Here is a 15,144-nt window from a genome sequence, read left to right as displayed (position 1 = left end):
CTTCACTCCCGCTCTTGGTTGAGTCGTGGAATCAAGCCGCCGGCCAACACATCCTTGACTTGTCGTGGCGAGAGTCGATGCCGCACCGCGAATGACGATTCCTTGCCGACATTGTCGACGTGCAGGACATTCTCATCGTCGATCGCGTTCAGATGCTGGATGCGGAGGGTGTCGTCCTGGTCGATCGAGTCGTAGTCGTCGGGATCCTCGAACTCGAGCGCCAAAATCCCGTAGTTGGCCAGGTTTTGCCAGTGGATGCGTGCGAAGGACTTCGCGATGACGACGCGCAACCCGAGGTAGCGCGGTGCGATCGCGGCGTGCTCACGCGAGGAGCCCTGGCCGTAGTTGTCCCCGGCGACAATGATGTGCCCGCCGTCGCCGGCCTGTTGAGCCCGCTCGGGGTAGGAGTCGTCGACCCGGGTGAAGCTGAACATCGCGAGCTTGGGGATGTTGGACCGAAGCGGAAGAGCCTGCACGCCCGCCGGTGAGATTTCGTCGGTGGAGATGTTGTCGCCGACCTTGAGCAGCACCGGCGCCTCGAGTTCGTCTGGCAGCGGCGATAACTCGGGCAGGCTGGAGATGTTGGGTCCCTTCACGGGTTCGACGCGTTGTGCCTCCTCCGCGTCCAGCGGAGGGACGAGCATCGCCGTGTTGACGGAGTTGCGCTCGGGCAGATCGAGTTTCGGATAGTCCATCCGCTCCTGTTTGGCCCAGTCCCTCGGATCGGTGATCACTCCCGTCAGCGCCGATGCCGCAGCGGTTTCGGGCGAGCACAGCCAGACCGCATCCTCCTTGGTGCCGGACCGGCCGGGGAAATTACGCGGCATCGTGCGCAGCGAGTTGCGACCGACCGCGGGCGCCTGGCCCATGCCGATGCACCCCATGCAGCCCGCCTGGTGGATACGCGCGCCGGCCACCACCAGATCCAGCGTCGCGCCCATCTTGGTCAGGTCGGCCAGGATCTCGCGCGATGTCGGATTGATGTCGAAGCTGACCTGCGGCGCCGTCTGGCGTCCCGCCACCATCGCGGCCGCGATCGCGAAATCCCGCAGCCCGGGGTTGGCGCTGGAACCGATCACCGCCTGGGCGATCTCCTCGCCGACCACCTCGCTAACCGGTACCACGTTGCCCGGTGACGACGGTTTGGCGATCAGCGGCTCGATCTGCGACAGGTCGATAGTGTCCTCGACGTCATACGCGGCGTCTTCGTCGGCCAGCAACTCCATCCAGTCGTCCTCGCGCTCTTCGGCGCGGAGGAATTCGCGCACGGCTTCGTCACTGGGAAACACCGTCGTGGTGGCGCCGAGTTCGGCTCCCATGTTGGCGATGACGTGGCGGTCCATCGCCGTCAGCGTGGCCACGCCCGGACCGTGGTACTCGATGATCCGATTCACTCCGCCCTGGACGTCGTGGCGCCGCAACATCTCCAGGATCACGTCTTTGGCCGAACACCACGGGGGCAGCTCACCCTCGAGCCGCACGCCCCATACCTCGGGCATGCGGATGTGCAGCGGCCGCCCGGTTATCGCGAGCGCCACCTCGAGGCCGCCGACGCCGATCGCGAGCATGCCCAGCGATCCCGCCGCCGGAGTGTGCGAGTCGGAGCCCACCATCGTCTTGCCGGGGATGCCGAAGCGCTGCATGTGGGTGGGGTGCGAGACTCCGTTGCCCGGTTTGGAGAACCACAGGCCGAAGCGTTGCGCCGCGGTGCGCAGGTACTCGTGATCCTCGGCGTTCTTCTCGTCGCCCTGCAACAGGTTGTGGTCGACGTACTGCACGCTCACCTCGGTGCGGGCGCGATCGAGCCCGAGCGCCTCGAGTTCCTGCATCACCAGCGTGCCGGTCGCATCCTGGGTCAGCGTCTGATCGATGCGGAGCGCGATCTCTTCTCCCGGGGACATCTCCCCGGACTCCAGATGCGAGCTGATCAGCTTGTGAGCGACGTTCATGGCCATACCAGGGGGACTACCCCGGTACGGCGTGTTCTAGCACGGTTCGATGGCCGGCGTTTGTCGCCGGCCCGGTGTTCAACGGGCCAAAGTGATGGCGCTCTCCGGGCAATTGCGTTCTGCGGTCACGGCCTGCGCTTCGAGTTCACCGGACACCTCGCCGGCCAGCACCAGGCAATAGCCGGCCTCGTCGGCGTCGAAGACGTCGGGTGCCAGGGAGTAGCAGCGCCCGTGCCCGGTGCACCGGTCGGGGTCGACCGTTATGCGGGTCATGACACCGGGAATACCAGCGGCAGCGACTCGACCGACCGCAGCGCGGCGGTGTAGGACAGCTCGGTGCCGGGCTTGATCTCGTAATCCGGTATGCGCCGGTGGAATTCACGCAAGGCCACCCGCAGCTCCATGCGGGCCAGGTGCGACCCGAGGCAGCGGTGCGGGCCACCGCCGAAAGCTCGGTGCCGGTTGGGGTTACGGGTGAAGTCCACCAGCTCCGGGTCGGGGAACTCGGCCGGGTCGGTATTGGCCGCGCCCAGTAGCGGGCTGACCCGTTCGCCCTTGCTGATCGGGCACCCGCCCACCTCGACGTCCTGGATGGCGACCCGGGCGACGCCGGGAACCGGTGTCTCCCAGCGCAACAACTCCTCGACAGCGCTGGGTAGGACGTCGGGCTGCTCGACGAGTTGATGACGGTGATCGGGGTGACGCGCCAGGTATACGAAAAAACAGTCGAGCGAGTCGGTGACCGTGTCCAGCCCGGCGATCAGAAACAGGAAGCAGATGTCGAGTAGCTCCTCCCGCGATAGTGGTTGGCCCGCTTCGTCTTTGAAATTCGCCGCGATCATCGCCGACAGCACGTCGTCGCGTGGGTTCGCAATATGGTCGTCGATGGCGCGGTCGAAATAGTCGTAAATCTGCTGCGCCACGTCCGCGGAACTCTCGTGGCGGCGGTCGAAACCGGAGTCGCCCTCGGGGCGGATCACGCCGTCCTTCCAGACCAGGAACTGGTCGAGGTCGTCCAGCGGCAGGCCGAGCAGCTGCAGAAAGACCGTGCAGGGCAGCGGCACCGCGAACTCGGCGTGGAAGTCGCACTCGCCCCGGCCGGCGAAACGATCGATCATCTCGTTGACCAGCTCGGTGACGAGAGGTTCGCGCCGTGCCATCTCCCGTGGAGTGAACAGCGGGTCGAGGATGCGCCGGTACTTCGCATGCTCGGGCGGGTCGATCTGCAGCGGTATCAGCGGCCGCACATTACCCAGGTCGACCGCATCCATGTTCGACGAGAACAGCTCGGTGTGTTTGAGCGCCATCTCGATGTCGGCCAGGCGGCTGAGAACGACCGCCTGCGGCGACCGGAACACGGGGCTGGTCTCGCGCAGCGCCTTGTACATCGGTTGCGGCTCCGCGAGCCCCGTGACCGTCTGGTCGACGAAACTTTCGGCTTCTGTCATTTGGTCAGCCTGACACCGACGTGCCTATCCGGCAATGGTCTAATTCCGATCAACTATGCAGGTGGAGCCGCTCCCCGTGCGGTCCGAAGATCACGATGGCCTCCACCGGCCCGTCCACCACGCCGAACCAGTGCGGCGTCCAGGTGGAGAACTCGACGGCTTGGCCAGGGTCGATGGTGAAGTCGCGATCGCCCAGGATGAGCCGCATCCGCCCGGAAAGCACGTACATCCAGTCCTGCCCCTCGTGCACCGGCAGGTCGGCGGGCGGGGTGCGGCGCCGCGGGCTGACCCGAATTTTGAACGCGTGCAGGCCGCCGGCGGGGCCCTGACGGGTCAGCGGCCAATAGGTGACGCCGTGGTGGGTGTGCGCGGTGCCGCGCACCCGCGGGTCGGGCGTCGGCGGCGTCTGCAGCAGCTCGTCGGTGCTGACCGATAGTGCCCGGGCCAGCCGCGGCAGGTGATCCAAAGCCAGCCGGCGCTTCCCGGATTCGAGCCGGCTGAGCGTCGAGACGTCGATCCCGGCGCGCTCGCCGACCTCCTGCAGCGTCAAGCCGCGCTGCACGCGCAGTTCGCGAAGTCGCCGGCGCACCAGGAGGTCGATATCGGAAGTGGTTTTTGCCTGCATGGCAAATCAGCTTGGCAAATGATGTACGGGGTAGGCAAGCTCGCGGTATGGAGAATTCGTGCAAACCTGATGACGCCCAGCGGTTCTGGGAGGAGCGCTACGGCTCGGCGGAGCGGGTCTGGAGCGGGCGGGTCAATCCCCGCCTGGCCGACGTGGCCGCCGAGCTGCCGGCGGGCCGGGCGCTCGACCTGGGCTGCGGGGAAGGGGCCGACGCGCTGTGGCTGGCCGAGCGCGGCTGGGAGGTGGTGGCCGTCGACATCTCGGCCACCGCGCTGCGGCGCGCCACCGACGCGGCCTCGGCGCGGAACCTGCTCGCACGCATCGACTTTCAGCGCCACGACCTCAACGAGAGCTTCCCCGAGGGGACATTCGACCTGGTGTCCGCCCAGTATCTGCACTCGCCGGCGCGACTGGAACGCGACGGGGTGCTGCGGCGGGCGGCCGAGCGGGTAGATCGTGGTGGGGTGCTGTTGATCGTCGACCATGGCTCCGCCCCGCCCTGGGCGGAGCATCACGATCACAGCTTCGCCGGCATCGACGAGGTTCTCGAAGCGGTGCAATTGGACGCGCCGCACTGGACTCGGCTGCGGACCGAGGCCGTCGACCGCGAAATGGTCGGCCCGAACGGGGAAGTCGGAACGATCGCCGACAACATCATGGTGTTGCGACGGATCGGATAGCCCCGCCTATGCCGCGTCGTGGAAGATCAGCCCCATCGCGTAGCGCTCACCGGAGCGAACGACCGAGACACCGTGCCGCACCGGCGCCGCGGACCAGCCCCGGGCCGAGCGCATCGGTCGCTCCCGGGTGGTGAAGACGTACCCGTGGCCCTGCGGCAGTTGCGTTGCCATGCCCCGGGATTGGGCCCGCAGCCGTTGCTCGACGAGCAGGAATTCGCCGCCGGTGTAGTCGGTGTCCGGGTCGCTCAGGTTGATGACGACCTGTAGGGGGAAGATCAACTCGCCATAGAGATCCCGGTGCAACGCATTCCAGTCGCCCGCGCCGTATTTGAGCATCAGGGCGGTGGATCGGGTCTGGCCGGCGGCGTGGCAGGCCGCCAGCCAATCGTCGAGGCGGTCCGGCCAGGGTGCGTTCCGGCCGAGCTTGCCCCACCAATCGCGGGCTATCGGCAGCAGCCGGGGATAGAGCGCCTGCTTGAGCTCTTCGACCGGTTCGGGGTAGGGCGCATGGAAATAGCGGTATTGCCCCGCGCCATAGCGTTTGGGCGCCATGTCGATGGTCGACCGGAACAGGTCGTCGTCGGCGTAGAGCTTGCGCAGCCGGGCGGCTTCACCCGATGTGACCAGCCGCGGCAGTGGCGCGCCGCCGTACTCGTCGACCGCGGCGGCAATGGCGTCCCAATCGCCGGTGTCGACACGCTTTTCCCATCGGTCCATCAGGTCCACGATAGAGCCGCGCGAGCCATAGTTGCTGGCCCCAGCATGCCGCAGGTAGTACCGTTGATCGTCGCGGACGAGTTGGCCGGGCGGCCGCGGACCGTCGCGAGGCGGTTCGAGGAAAGTCCGGACTTCACAGAGCAGGGTGATTGCTAACGGCAATCCGAGGTGACTCGCGGGAAAGTGCCACAGAAAACAGACCGCCACCCTCGCGGTGGTAAGGGTGAAACGGTGCGGTAAGAGCGCACCAGCATCCCGGGTGACCGGGGTGGCTCGGCAAACCCCACCCGAAGCAAGGCCAAGAAGGCCGCACCCCCGGGTGCGGCCGCGCAGGCGTTCGAGGGCTGCTCGCCCGAGCCTGCGGGTAGGCCGCTCGAGGCACCCGGTGACGGTGTGCCCAGATGGATGGTCGCCGCCGCGCCGCCGTTGCTTATGCGCGGCGGCGGGGAACAGAATCCGGCTTACAGGCCAACTCGTCCGCCTTCAGCTTCTAATGCCCCGCCTTGTGCACCGCTTTGGCGAGTTCGCGCAGGGCGTCGTCGAGGTCGTCACGGCACCGGTCGGCCAGGTCGGCCTCTCGCTGATACAACAGCCCGTAGGTGAAGGTGTCCTCGCCGGCCGCGTGCGCCGTTTCGGCCTCCTGGCGCAGATGCTCGCGGCTGACCACACTGTCTTGGTGGTCACCGAGCAGCGACTGGACGGCCTTGGCCCGTTCGGATACCTTGGCCGCGCCGGTAGCGGAGGCGGTGTAGCGAAGTCGCTTGGTGCGCTTGCGGATCCGATGGATGGCTTCGTCGCGCAGGTGTTCGTCGTCCGGGTGCTCGCGGTCGACCTGGGCGGCGGCCTTCTGGGCCTTGCGGACCTTCTTGTAGGCGGCATCGATGGTCACCGGCGCCTGTTCCTCGGCGGTTGCGGCGCCGGGGGTTTGAGCCGCGATCAGGTCGAGGGAATCCAGCAGGCGGAAGTATCGTTGCGAGCGCATCGCGATCAACGACCGGCGCAGCCCGGTCTGGTAGCGCCGCTGCGCGCCGCCGACCAGGCGTTCGCGCACCGGCCCGCGCACCAATTCCGGTGCGAGCCCGTCCAAGTCACGCTCGTATCGCTCGGCGAGCACCTCGGCGTCGCGCGCCACGCCCAGGATTCCGGCGAGCTCACGCAACTCGTCGAGGACCCACCCCTCCTCGGGCAACCCGAACGAATCCTGGTAATCCCGCAGCAGGCTGCGCAGCTTGCGGGTGGTCACCCGCATCTGGTGAATGGAGTCGTAGGCGTCGGCGCGCACCGCGCGATCCCACACCAGCAGCTCGCGAACCTGCTCAACGATGGCGCGCTGCAACGGATCCTCGGCCGGCTGGCCACCGTCGGGCGGCGGCGCGGTACCGAGCACCCGCGCGAGCTTGGAACCGTGACCGGCCGGTGCGGCGCCGGCGTCCAGCAGCCGATTGCTCAGCCGGTTCAGCAGCTCGACACCGGCCGTCCCGTTGGACAGCCCGCTCGCCTCGAGGAGCTCCAATTCCCACTCGCGCCATTCCTGCTCGGTCGGCGCCGAGTCGGTGTCCTCGGAGCCTCGAGTCGACCACGCGGTGACGTGGTCGTTGCTGAACTCGGCCAGCGCCGTGCCCGCGGCGTCGTACAGCACCTGGCTGTCGCGCCGGGTGGTGATGCGCGCGACGGGCTGCAGCGGGCGATCGCGAACGATCGCGAGCACCACGTCCGTCAACTCGCTGGGCACGATGTCGTTTCCGCTTGATGCGTCCAGCGGCAAGCGGACCTCGGTCCGCGCGTCCGGTCCGGCCGGAAGCTTCAGATGCCATCCCGCGTCGGAGCCACCGGTGCGGCGGCGCAGGGTGATCTTGTTGCGCGCCAAATCGTGTATGGGCGTGTCGAAGTACGTCGCATCCAGGGTTTGCGTCGGCGACGTCTCGACGTGGGCAACCGCGGCGATGCCCTCGAACGAGGGCGACACGGTGGATTCGACCACGTCGAACTTGCGCTCGACCTCGAGATGACGCGAGGTCTGCGGCGCTTTTGCAGGCATCTTCGGCTCCACTGAAGGGGCGGGGCGGGCGCGTAGGGCGCGTCGCCGCGGCCGTGAACATGGTGGACGGTGGGAAATGAGCACCCATAGCCTGCCATACCGAAACGACGGGGCCGCCACCGATCGGCCGGTGGGTGAAGCGCCGTCGCGGCCGTCTTAAGGGGGCGGGGGAGGAGGCGGCGCGTCGTCTTCCGGCAGCGGCGCATAGGCGGCCGGCGGCGGGACATAGCGTTCGATGTTGTCGGCGATGTTGGTGCACCCGCTGACCGAGATGCGGCGGCCCGCACCCACACACACGGTCGCCTCCGACCGATCGGCGGAATGGACGGCAACAAGAATTCCGGGCGTTGCGACCAAGCCCCAGAACGCCAGCACTGCCACAAACCAGCGGCGCCGATTCATCTGCGGTCTCCTTCCTGCCACCCTTAATGCATTGTGCCGTCGCGTCCGGGTGGACGGGCCGGGATTGACGAATGACTCCGCATTTCTCGACTCCTCCAATGGCGCATGCGTGGCGAGAAAACCCCTTATCGTTTGCGATACGAATAGCGGACGGGTTGGTGATACCCGACGAAGGAGCGTTTCCATGGTGTCTTTTGTTCGACCGGCGGCCCGAGCCGTTGGCGGCGCAATGGCCGCCGGCGCGGTCGGTGTGGCAATGCTTTTCTCGACGACGGTGCTTTTCTCGACGGCGGGTTCGGCTGCCGCGGATCCGCCGATGGACGATCCGGAACCGGCGCCCTCGTCGCAACCGAATTGCACGGCGGCCGATCTTGCCCAGGTGTCCTCGGGCGTTGCCGCGGCGACGTCGGCGTATCTGTTCACCCATCCGGACGTCAACGCCTACTTCACCAGTCTGAAGGGGCAGCCACGCGACGACATGCGCGCACAGCTGAAGCAGTACATGGATGCCAACCCGCAGACCCACGCCGACCTCGAGGGCATTCGCCAGCCGTTGACCGACTTCCAGAACCGGTGCCGCTGACCGTTCGCCGTCAGCCGGCCGGTGGCGGCGGCTGCAGATGCATCGCCAGATCGCTCAACTGAAGGATCGCCTGAATCTCGGTGTCCCTGAATGGCCGTCCATCGGGACCCAGCAGGTCGTGAAACCACTCCCGGGGCATGGCGGGATCCGGATTCGGGTGGTCCCAGGAGTCCCAGGGGAAATACGTCTGCGTCTTTCCGGCGACCAACCCCCAGTTGAACGCGCCTACGCCGGCGCGCTTGGCGATCGGCAGGATGCCCTGCACCGTGCTGCCCAGCGGCCGGGCCATGTACTCGGTGCACAGGATCGGGCGGCCCTGCGGGACGAGCTCGGCGATGCGCCTCTCGAACTCCGCCGGCTCGGCATAGGAGTGAAACGTGATGACGTCGGAGTTGTCGAGCTGGATGCCGCTGATGACGCTGCGCCGACCCGGGTCGGCCCACTCGCCGTGCCAGACGGCACTGGTCAACGGCTGGCAGGGGTCGACCAGCCGTGCCCATTCGAACACCTGGGGCAGCAGCTGGGCGACAAGGTCCACCTTGTCTTTCCGCTCCACCGCGGCGTAGGCGTCGGCGGGGTTGTCCGGCTCGTTCCACACGTCCCAGCCCAGGATGCGATCGTCATTGCGGAATTGCGTCAGGACTCCGGTGACGTAACCGCGCAGGGTGCGCAGGTAGCCACGATCGTCCAGGCGCGCCGCCCCGGGGCTTTGCACCCAGCCGGAGTTGTGGATGCCCGGCCGCGGCGCGCGCTGGGGGCCCGGCTGGGGAAACGGATCCCAACACGAATCGAACAGGACGAACAGCGGTTTGATGCCGTGGCGTGCCGCGATGTCGACGAATTGGGCGAGGCGGCCCTGAAACCCGCGGTGGTCCTGCGCCCACAGCTGATCGTGCAGGAAGACCCGGATCGCAGTGAACCCGTTGGATTGCGCCCAGCTCAGTTCGGTATCGATACGCCGGGGGTCGAAGGTCTCGCGCTGGAACATCTCCAGCTGATTGATGGCGCTGGAGGTGACGTAGTTCGCGCCGACCGGCCAGCCTTGCGCCTGATACCAGCGGTTGGCGCGCTCGGGTGACCATCGGCTTGCTTGCGGGGAGGTGCGAGGCGGTGCCGCGGACCCGCGCGGTGTCCGTGCCAAAGCCATGCCTCCTGCCACCAGCAGCGGCACCGCCAACACCGTTCGACGGCGCACGAAGTCACCGCGATTCCCCCGGTCGATGTGGTCCACCCCTGCTCGTCAGAGTTCGGATCTTCTCTTTCAGAGCAATCGTACATCCCTGTACCGCAACACTTTTCAATGGTTTGGCGGTGGCAGCGATAACGTCGTCGACCAGGGGTGAAGCTCGGATCGGCGGGCTGGACGCGCCACCGGGCGGTACCGATCGGGTGACTCAGCCGGCGCGGCGGGTCAGAAGCAGTGCTCGTCGGCGGGAAATACCCCGCCGGCCACCTCTTCCGCGTATTGGCTAGCGGCCCGGCGCAATTCGTCGCCGACGTTGGCGAATCGCTTGACGAAGCGCGCCGCCTTGCCGCCGCTCATTCCGGCCATGTCCTGCCAGACCAGGACCTGGCCGTCACAGTTGGGTCCGGCGCCGATCCCGACGGTCGGGATGGTCAGCTTGCCGGTGATCTGGGTGGCCAATTCGGCCGGCACCATCTCCATGACGACGGCGAATGCACCGGCTTCGGCGACGGCGATCGCGTCGTGCACCGTCTGCTCCGCCGCGTCACCGCGGCCCTGCACCCGGAAGCCGCCCAGGCTGTTCACGCTTTGCGGGGTGAACCCGATGTGCGCCATCACCGGAATACCGGCGGCGGTCAGGCAGGCGATCTGCTCGGCAACCCGTTCGCCGCCCTCGAGCTTGACCGCGTGTGCGCCGCCCTCCTTCATGAACCGGGTGGCGGCGGCCAACGCGGCGGCCGGTCCGGCCTCGTAGCTGCCGAACGGTAGGTCGGCGACGACCAGGGCGGGCGGGGCGCCCCGCACCACGCCACGCACCAGCGGGATCAGTTCGTCGATCGAGACGGGCACGGTGGTGTCGTAGCCGTACACCACGTTGGCCGCCGAATCGCCGACGAGCAGGACCGGGATGCCGGCCTCGTCGAAAATGCGGGCCGTCGAATAGTCGTAGGCCGTGAGCATGGCCCACTTGTGGCCTTCGGCCTTCATCTTCTGCAGGTGGTGGGTGCGGATCTTGGGCCGCGGCTTTTCGGGCTGCGCGAGCGAGTTGGCACCGTAAACGTTGTGCTCAGACATCATTGTCCCTAATGGTGGTCGGTTCGATCCTCGTGGCCCTCAGTCTTTAAAAAATCCTGAGCGGGTCCCCGGGTTCGACGGACTACTCGATTCTGCCATTTCTTTTGCGCAGTTGCACCGGCGTGACGGTGTGAGACATACCATGCGCGCATGCAGCGGCTGGGTGGACTCGACGCCAGCTTCCTGTATCTGGAGACCTCGTCACGGTGCGCCGCGCGCGCGAGGGCCTGGCCATGGCCCGTCCGTTCGCGGCCCCGGGAACCGTGTTCAACGCCAAGATCACCGATCGGCGCAACATCGCTTACGCCGAATTGGACCTCGACGACATCAAAGCGGTGAAAAACCATTTCGGTGTCAAAGTCAACGATGTCGTCATGGCGTTGGTTTCCGGGGTGCTTCGCCAATACCTGGCCGACCGCAACGAATTGCCGGATTCGTCGCTGGTGGCGTCGGTCCCGGTTTCGGTGCACGGCAAATCCGACCGGCCCGGCCGCAATCAGGTGTCGGCGATGTTTTCCAATTTGCACACCGAAATGATCGACCCGGTGGAACGGCTGGAAGCCATCGCTGAGGCGAATTCGGTTGCCAAAGAACATAGTTCAGCTATCGGCGCGTCACTGCTGCAGGATTGGACGCAATTCGCCGCCCCGGCGGTGTTCGGCATTGCGATGCGGCTCTATTCCCGCACCCGGTTTACCGACAGCATGCCGGTGCACAATTTGGTCGTCTCCAACGTGCCCGGTCCGCAGGTACCGCTGTACATGCTGGGCTGCGAGGTCAAATCGATGTATCCGCTGGGGCCGATTTTTCACGGCTCGGGTCTCAACATCACCGCCATGTCGCTGCACGGCAAACTCGACATCGGCCTGGTTGCCTGCCCGGATCTGCTGCCCGACTTGTGGGAGATGGCCGACGAGTTCGCGGTGGGCATGGAGGAGTTGCTCGCGCTCGCGCGGTGACCGGGCGGCGGTGCCGCTAATCATGATCTCAGGTTTCCTCTGGCAGCATAGGTTGGCATGAGCCTGTCTCGCCGCGGCAAGATCGCGCGCACGCTGCTGATCTGGACGTCGATGGCTGCCGTCGCGCTGCTGCTGTCGGGCTGTGTCCGCGTCGTGGTGGGGCGCGCCGTCATGTCCGGGCCGAAGCTGGGCCAGGCGGTGGAGTGGACGCCGTGCCGGGCGGCCAACCCGAAGGTCAAACTCCCAGCCGGCGCGCTGTGCGGCAAACTGGCCGTGCCGGTCGACTACGACCACCTCGACGGCGACGTGGCAACGCTGGCGATGATCCGTTTCCCCGCGACCGGAGACAAGATCGGCTCGCTGGTGATCAACCCGGGCGGGCCGGGGGAGTCCGGCATCGAAGCTGCGCTGGGTGTCGTCCAGTCGTTGCCCAAGAAGGTCCGCGAACGGTTCGACCTCGTCGGCTTCGACCCCCGCGGGGTGGGAGCGTCGCGCCCGGCGGTCTGGTGTAACTCCGATGCCGACAATGATCGGCTGCGCACCGAACCCAATGTCGACTACAGCCCGGCCGGTGTGGCCCACATGGAGGACGAGACCAAGCAGTTCGTCGGCCGCTGCATCGACAAGATGGGCAAGAACTTCCTGGCCAATATCGGAACCGTCAACGTCGCACGGGATCTCGATGCCATCCGCGCGGCCCTCGGCGACGACAAGCTGACCTACCTCGGCTACTCCTATGGCACCCGGATCGGCTCGGCGTACGCCGAGGCCTTCCCGCACAACGTGCGGGCGATGATCCTCGACGGCGCCGTCGACCCCAACGCCGATCAAATCGAGGCCGACCTTCGTCAGGCCAAGGGATTCCAGGACGCGTTCAACGGCTACGCCGCCGATTGCGCGAAGCAACCGAACTGCCCGCTGGGCACCGATCCGGCCAAAGCCGTCGACGTCTACCACAGCCTCGTCGACCCGTTGGTCGACCCGAACAACCCGATGGTGGGCCGGACGGTCCCGACGAACGATCCACGCGGACTGGGCTACAGCGACGCGATCATCGGCACCATCATGGCGCTGTATTCGCCGAACCTGTGGCACCACCTGACCGACGGCCTGTCCGAACTCGTCGACCATCACGGCGACACCCTGCTCGCGCTGGCCGACATGTACATGCGCCGCGACTCGCACGGCCACTACACCAACGCCACCGATGCGCGGGTGGCGGTCAACTGCGTGGACCAGCCGCCGATCACCGACCGCGCCAAGGTGGTTGACGAAGACCGCCGCTCCCGCGAGGTCGCACCGTTCATGAGCTACGGGCAGTTCACCGGTAACGCCCCACTGGGCACCTGCGCGTTCTGGCCGGTGCCGCCAACCAGCAAGCCGCACACCATTTCCGCGCCGGGGCTGGCGCCCACGGTGGTGGTGTCGACGACCCATGATCCGGCCACTCCGTACAAGGCGGGCGTCGACCTGGCCAACGAGCTGCGCAGCTCTCTACTCACCTATGACGGCACCCAGCACACCGTGGTCTTCCAGGGCGACGGCTGCATCGACAACTACGTGACGGCGTATCTGGTCGGCGGCTCCATCCCGCCCGACGGCGCCAAGTGCTAGCCGGGTAAGTCGAGCTGACACCGAACGTGAACTCACGGCGAGGTTTTCGCCGATTCCCCGCCGTCGTCGCACGCGCGGCGGGGACGGCAGCCGAGACCAAGGCGTAACCGTTTCGCGCTGTCACGGGTACCCGGGCCTGCAACGATGACAGCCATGTCGCGCCTGAGATCCCTGAGCTCGGCGCTGTTTTCATTCGGGCTGCTGCTCAGCGGTCCCTGCGCCGTCACGCTGCCCACGGCCGCCGCCACACCGGAACCTGGCGCCGGGCAGACGCCGGGCCCGAATCCGCCGTCGGCCGCGGTACCGCAAGGCTGGGGAAGCTGCGGCCAATTCGTCAGTGACACAAGCGATATCCCCACCGCACAGTGCACCACCGTGTCGGTACCGATCGACTACAACAACCCCGCCGGCGCGCAGGCCAAGCTGGCGGTGATCCGGGTACCCGCCACGGGGCAACGGATCGGATCGCTGCTGGTCAATCCCGGCGGCCCCGGCGGCTCGGCGGTCGACATGGTGGCCTCGATGGCCCCCGACCTACAGGACTCGCCGGTCCGGCGCAACTTCGACCTGGTCGGCTTCGACCCCCGGGGCGTCGGTCACTCGACACCTGCGCTGCGCTGCCGCACCGACGCCGAATTCGACGCGTACCGCCGCGAGCCGATGGTCGACTACAGCCCGGGCGGGGTCGCGCACATCGAGCAGCTCTACCGGCAGCTGGCCCAGCAGTGCGTCAACCGGATGGGCACGGCGTTTTTGGCCAACGCGGGCACGGCGTCGGTGGCGCGGGACATGGATGCCGTCCGCCAGACTTTGGGCGACGACCAGATCAGCTACCTGGGCTACAGCTACGGCACCGAGCTGGGCACCGCCTATCTGGAGAAGTTCAGCAGCCACGTGCGCACGATGGTGCTCGACGGCGCCATCGACCCGACCGTCGGGCCGATCGACGAGAACGTCAACCAAATGGCGGGATTCCAAACGGCTTTCAACGACTACGCCACCGACTGTGCCCGCTCGGCCGGCTGCCCGCTGGGCACCGACCCGGCCCAGTTCGTCAACCGGTACCACGCACTGGTCAACCCCCTGGTGACCAAACCGGGCCGCACCGCAGACCCGCGCGGCCTGAGCTACGCCGACGCCACCACCGGCACCATCAACGCGCTCTACACACCGGCGCACTGGAAATACCTGACGAGCGGCCTGCTCGGCCTGGCGCGCGGCGCCGACGCGGGCGACCTGCTGGCGCTCGCCGACGACTACGACGGGCGCGATCGCAGCGGGCGCTACTCCAACGACCAGGACGCGTTCAACGCGATCCGCTGCGTCGACGCGCCGAATCCGACGGACCAAGCCAGCTGGGTCAGTGCCGATCAGCGCATCCGCCAGGCCGCACCGTTCCTCAGCTACGGGCAGTTCACCGGAAATGCTCCCCGCGATTTGTGCGCGCTGTGGCCGGTGCCGGCGACGTCGGCGCCCCACCCCGCACCGCCCATGGCTCCCGGCAAGGTCGTTGTCGTCTCCACCACGCACGACCCGGCCACGCCGTATCAGGCCGGGGTGAACCTGGCCCGCCAGCTCGGCGGCCCGCTGATCACCTACGACGGGACGCAGCACACCGCGGTGTTCAACGGTCACCAATGCGTGGACACCGCCGTCGTGCGCTATCTGGTCGCCGGCACGCCGCCGCCGGCCGCCTACCGCTGCCAGTCCTGACCCGCGCGGGGACATGTCCAGCTCTCACCGTGAGCGAAAACCCGTGCGTGCCTTGTGCTACCGGGCGGCAGACCGGGCGCCCCGCGCGGGTCAGGACTGGCAGCGGTAGGCGGCCGGCGGCGGCGTGCCGGCGACCAGATAGCGCACGACGGCGGT

13 protein-coding genes, 1 other RNA gene and 1 pseudogene are annotated in these 15,144 nt (G+C 67.3%); 6 read left to right on the top strand and 9 right to left on the bottom strand.

Features of this window, described 5'->3' with window-relative positions; all coding sequences use genetic code 11:
- Nucleotides 1–2 precede the first annotated feature (2 nt).
- The 4 genes from A5688_RS22100 to A5688_RS22085 all read right to left on the bottom strand — a co-directional run bounded on the left by A5688_RS22100 (nucleotide 3) and on the right by A5688_RS22085 (nucleotide 4,022).
- Nucleotides 3–1,955, bottom strand: coding sequence for an aconitate hydratase (locus A5688_RS22100; RefSeq protein WP_067909642.1), 1,953 nt, complete (start codon nucleotides 1,953–1,955; stop codon nucleotides 3–5).
- A 72-nt stretch (nucleotides 1,956–2,027) separates the two neighbouring features.
- The gene (locus A5688_RS22095; RefSeq protein ID WP_067909640.1) at nucleotides 2,028–2,222 is read right to left on the bottom strand and encodes a ferredoxin; all 195 of its coding nucleotides are present in this window, start codon (nucleotides 2,220–2,222) and stop codon (nucleotides 2,028–2,030) included.
- Complete coding sequence (locus tag A5688_RS22090; protein WP_067909637.1) at nucleotides 2,219–3,397, bottom strand: cytochrome P450; 1,179 nt, start codon at nucleotides 3,395–3,397, stop codon at nucleotides 2,219–2,221. Before A5688_RS22090 ends, A5688_RS22095 begins: the two co-directional genes overlap by 4 nt.
- A 49-nt stretch (nucleotides 3,398–3,446) precedes the next feature.
- Nucleotides 3,447–4,022, bottom strand: coding sequence for a helix-turn-helix domain-containing protein (locus A5688_RS22085; RefSeq protein WP_067832075.1), 576 nt, complete (start codon nucleotides 4,020–4,022; stop codon nucleotides 3,447–3,449).
- A gap of 47 nt (nucleotides 4,023–4,069) precedes the next feature.
- Between A5688_RS22085 and A5688_RS22080 the strand changes: the two genes are divergently transcribed.
- Entirely contained in the window at nucleotides 4,070–4,702 is a 633-nt protein-coding gene (locus A5688_RS22080) for a class I SAM-dependent methyltransferase (protein WP_067909634.1), read from the top strand.
- A 6-nt stretch (nucleotides 4,703–4,708) separates the two neighbouring features.
- Here A5688_RS22080 and A5688_RS22075 read toward each other — a convergent pair whose 3' ends face one another.
- Nucleotides 4,709–5,419 carry a 2OG-Fe(II) oxygenase gene (locus A5688_RS22075; RefSeq protein WP_067909676.1) on the bottom strand — a complete coding sequence of 237 codons (711 nt, stop codon included), beginning with the start codon at nucleotides 5,417–5,419 and terminating at the stop codon, nucleotides 4,709–4,711.
- Nucleotides 5,420–5,496: 77 nt separating this feature from the next.
- Between A5688_RS22075 and rnpB the strand changes: the two genes are divergently transcribed.
- An RNA gene (rnpB, locus tag A5688_RS22070) (RNase P RNA component class A) lies at nucleotides 5,497–5,899 on the top strand.
- 10 nt (nucleotides 5,900–5,909) lie between these two features.
- Here rnpB and A5688_RS22065 read toward each other — a convergent pair.
- Together A5688_RS22065 and A5688_RS22060 are read right to left on the bottom strand one after the other, a co-directional pair.
- Nucleotides 5,910–7,457, bottom strand: coding sequence for a CYTH and CHAD domain-containing protein (locus A5688_RS22065; protein ID WP_067909673.1), 1,548 nt, complete (start codon nucleotides 7,455–7,457; stop codon nucleotides 5,910–5,912).
- A gap of 156 nt (nucleotides 7,458–7,613) precedes the next feature.
- Nucleotides 7,614–7,859 carry a hypothetical protein gene (locus A5688_RS22060; RefSeq protein ID WP_067835256.1) on the bottom strand — a complete coding sequence of 82 codons (246 nt, stop codon included), beginning with the start codon at nucleotides 7,857–7,859 and terminating at the stop codon, nucleotides 7,614–7,616.
- Nucleotides 7,860–8,043: 184 nt separating this feature from the next.
- Here A5688_RS22060 and A5688_RS22055 point away from each other — a divergent pair, with 184 nt between their 5' ends.
- Nucleotides 8,044–8,442, top strand: a complete 399-nt coding sequence (locus tag A5688_RS22055) for a heme-binding protein (RefSeq protein WP_207546723.1) — start codon at nucleotides 8,044–8,046, stop codon at nucleotides 8,440–8,442.
- A gap of 10 nt (nucleotides 8,443–8,452) precedes the next feature.
- Here the strand turns inward: A5688_RS22055 and A5688_RS22050 are convergent, their stop codons facing one another.
- Nucleotides 8,453–9,637, bottom strand: a complete 1,185-nt coding sequence (locus tag A5688_RS22050; RefSeq protein ID WP_082955058.1) for a 1,4-beta-xylanase — start codon at nucleotides 9,635–9,637, stop codon at nucleotides 8,453–8,455.
- Nucleotides 9,638–9,853: 216 nt separating this feature from the next.
- A complete protein-coding gene (gene panB / locus A5688_RS22045) occupies nucleotides 9,854–10,702 on the bottom strand; it encodes a 3-methyl-2-oxobutanoate hydroxymethyltransferase (RefSeq protein ID WP_068268274.1) in 849 nt (282 codons plus the stop codon).
- Nucleotides 10,703–10,905: 203 nt separating this feature from the next.
- On the opposite strand from panB, the pseudogene A5688_RS22040 reads away from it, so the two are divergent.
- The 3 genes and pseudogenes from A5688_RS22040 to A5688_RS22030 form a co-directional block, all read left to right on the top strand.
- A pseudogene (locus A5688_RS22040) lies at nucleotides 10,906–11,661 on the top strand (WS/DGAT domain-containing protein); the annotation flags it as partial.
- A 57-nt stretch (nucleotides 11,662–11,718) separates the two neighbouring features.
- Entirely contained in the window at nucleotides 11,719–13,275 is a 1,557-nt protein-coding gene (locus tag A5688_RS22035) for an alpha/beta hydrolase (protein WP_067828004.1), read from the top strand.
- A gap of 144 nt (nucleotides 13,276–13,419) precedes the next feature.
- Entirely contained in the window at nucleotides 13,420–14,988 is a 1,569-nt protein-coding gene (locus A5688_RS22030; protein WP_165607496.1) for an alpha/beta hydrolase, read from the top strand.
- The last annotated feature ends 156 nt before the right edge of the window (nucleotides 14,989–15,144 follow it).

Origin of the sequence: Mycobacterium mantenii, from assembly GCF_001667865.1 — a bacterium.
In the GTDB taxonomy this organism is placed as follows: domain Bacteria; phylum Actinomycetota; class Actinomycetes; order Mycobacteriales; family Mycobacteriaceae; genus Mycobacterium; species Mycobacterium mantenii_A.
The sequence above is the reverse complement of the archived record's forward strand: the minus strand, read 5'-3'. Positions and strand labels throughout refer to the sequence as shown.

Bases quoted from the DNA above. Each gene is read 5' to 3' on its own strand.
- A5688_RS22065 (WP_067909673.1), bottom strand. From the start codon at position 7,457: ATGCCTGCAAAAGCGCCGCAGACCTCGCGTCATCTCGAGGTCGAGCGC.
- A5688_RS22075 (WP_067909676.1), bottom strand. From the start codon at position 5,419: ATGGACCGATGGGAAAAGCGTGTCGACACCGGCGATTGGGACGCCATT.
- A5688_RS22095 (WP_067909640.1), bottom strand. From the start codon at position 2,222: ATGACCCGCATAACGGTCGACCCCGACCGGTGCACCGGGCACGGGCGC.
- A5688_RS22090 (WP_067909637.1), bottom strand. From the start codon at position 3,397: ATGACAGAAGCCGAAAGTTTCGTCGACCAGACGGTCACGGGGCTCGCG.
- A5688_RS22055 (WP_207546723.1), top strand. From the start codon at position 8,044: ATGGTGTCTTTTGTTCGACCGGCGGCCCGAGCCGTTGGCGGCGCAATG.
- A5688_RS22060 (WP_067835256.1), bottom strand. From the start codon at position 7,859: ATGAATCGGCGCCGCTGGTTTGTGGCAGTGCTGGCGTTCTGGGGCTTG.
- A5688_RS22100 (WP_067909642.1), bottom strand. From the start codon at position 1,955: ATGGCCATGAACGTCGCTCACAAGCTGATCAGCTCGCATCTGGAGTCC.
- panB (WP_068268274.1), bottom strand. From the start codon at position 10,702: ATGTCTGAGCACAACGTTTACGGTGCCAACTCGCTCGCGCAGCCCGAA.
- A5688_RS22085 (WP_067832075.1), bottom strand. From the start codon at position 4,022: ATGCAGGCAAAAACCACTTCCGATATCGACCTCCTGGTGCGCCGGCGA.
- A5688_RS22080 (WP_067909634.1), top strand. From the start codon at position 4,070: ATGGAGAATTCGTGCAAACCTGATGACGCCCAGCGGTTCTGGGAGGAG.
- A5688_RS22035 (WP_067828004.1), top strand. From the start codon at position 11,719: ATGAGCCTGTCTCGCCGCGGCAAGATCGCGCGCACGCTGCTGATCTGG.
- A5688_RS22030 (WP_165607496.1), top strand. From the start codon at position 13,420: ATGACAGCCATGTCGCGCCTGAGATCCCTGAGCTCGGCGCTGTTTTCA.